At 42.8% G+C, this 2,072-nt stretch carries 2 protein-coding genes; both read left to right on the forward strand.

Annotated features, from left to right (window positions below; genetic code table 11):
• A partial coding sequence (locus tag H6S82_RS30835; protein WP_191057301.1) for a hypothetical protein occupies positions 1-482 on the forward strand: 482 nt, incomplete at its 5' end.
• Between the two features lie 244 nt (positions 483-726).
• Positions 727-1,632, forward strand: a complete 906-nt coding sequence (gene uvsE, locus H6S82_RS30840) for a UV DNA damage repair endonuclease UvsE (RefSeq protein WP_190464293.1) — start codon at positions 727-729, stop codon at positions 1,630-1,632.
• The last annotated feature ends 440 nt before the right edge of the window (positions 1,633-2,072 follow it).

Genomic DNA, 2,072 nt, shown 5'->3' on the forward strand with positions numbered 1-2,072 from the left:
TTGATAGTTCATCCTTAACGGGAATAGGTTACGAAACCGTGGGAATAGCTTCTGGAGCTTGGCGTTTTTTTAGTACTGATGAGTCATCAACTTGGTTAGACGGTGGTGGAAGTTTGACGAATGGAATCGTAAACTTTTCCAATGGAAAATTGAGCGGTATTGAAGTCAGCGGTGAAAGTGAGATATGTGACTGGGGTTTATTAAAATGGAGCTTTTGCGATAATAGTTTCACCGCTCGTTGGGAGAATTTAGCCTGGGATGCAATCGGCGAAATCACTTACGAAGGTGGCATAGTGCAACGAGACTTACTTCCTGCAATACGCTCACCAATAACATTTGCTGGATTGAGTTTTATTGCAGGTAGTTTAGTTGGGATCGATTTAAATAATAAGCGTAATTGCTTGATGCCAGATAGGGATTCTAAGTGTGAGAGATGTCCTCAGTTTCAAAAGTTTTTGGATGGCTCGAATAATCAGGTATAAAGTTTGGGGCAATTTTTGAGGAATATTTATTTACCAGTAAGTCACGAACTGAAGAGTGCGGTTAAAGCTAATGCGATCGCAAGCAATTTAATTAGCGCAGAATAACCGATTTTTCAAGAGGATTACTCATGCGGAAAACCGCTCAAGGATTCGGCTGCAACCGTGGTAAAAATAAATAAACAAACAGGTAAAGTGTTTCGTACCGACATCTCTGGGCAACGTTTTTACCCCAAGCCGCAGAAAAATGAATTCAACGAATAATATAGTGCCACAATTAGGTTTAGTTTGCATTACCGCTTCTGACAAAGTGCGGTATCGTGCTTTGACGCGCAAACGGCTGTTGCAATTAGCACCCGAAGAACAGGTACGGGTGTTGCGGGAGTTGTATACTGACAATTCGATCCGGCTGAATGCGGCGATCGCATTTTGCAATTTCCACAACATTCGCTTGTATCGCGTTACCTCTGCGCTATTTCCATTTGCGGACGAACCTGTAGGCGAAGGGGTACTAAGTGAATTTGCGGAGAAATTGCAAAAAACGGGAGCGACTGCTACCGAACTTGGGATCAGAATAGTGATTCACCCAGACCAATTTGTCGTGCTAAGTTCGGATAAACCGGAAGTAATCGAAAATAGCATTAAGATTCTCAGCACTCACGCCCGGATTTTGGATATGCTGGGGTTGGCGCGATCGCCTTGGACGGTTATGGAAATACACGGAGGAAAGAGCGATCGATCGGAACGTCTGATTAATGTTATCCGCAATTTACCGGAGGGTATTCGCTCCAGATTAGCATTAGAAAACGACGAATACGCTTACAGCGCCTCTGAAATTCTCGAAATTTGTCGCGCCACAGGCGTCCCGATGGTATTTGACGCTCACCACCATATTATTCACGAAAAACTGGATAGTTACGATCATCCCAGCGTTGCTGAAATGTTAGCAGCAGCGCGGACAACTTGGCCTCATCCTGAATGGCAACTCGTACATATTTCTAATGGATGCGAATCTTTTAACGACCCACACCACAGCGATTTGATTGCTGTAATGCCGAGTTCCTATCACAACGCGCCTTCGATAGAAGTTGAGGCTAAGCTGAAAGAGAAAGCGATTGAGAAACTGCGTGCAGAATGGTTATCAGGGAAATAACAAAAGAAAGAATAGATGCGCTCTTAGATGCTTCCGATCTCGGTCAATCTGGCTTGGAATTGATTATTCAATCTCTTGAATATAACTCAAAATAAATTATATTATGTCCGCTAGCATCGGTAGTTTAAGAATGCTCTTGAGGATTGTCTGCACTGAATCGGGGGTTAAATTTTAACCACAGATGAAGACAGATAAACACAGATGAACACAGATATGATATTGTGTCTGGTTGCATCTGTATTGTCAGACTGATGCGAGAGCTTATCTGTGGGAGAGCGGGGGTTAAATTTTTACCGCAGATAAAGACAGATAAACGCAGATAAACGCAGATAAGAAAGCGATTTTTTTACGCAAACGATGCTACGGGATATGATATGAAACTCAATTTTATTGTGATGGTAACATTATTGGTGGAAGCTGTTTTCAGCCGAAGAATCACC

Origin of the sequence: Planktothrix sp. FACHB-1355 (genome assembly GCF_014748295.1) — a bacterium.
GTDB lineage: Bacteria > Cyanobacteriota > Cyanobacteriia > Cyanobacteriales > Aerosakkonemataceae > Aerosakkonema > Aerosakkonema funiforme_A.

Excerpts from the sequence above, each read along its gene's own strand:
- uvsE (WP_190464293.1), top strand. The coding sequence starts at position 727 with ATGAATTCAACGAATAATATAGTGCCACAATTAGGTTTAGTTTGCATT.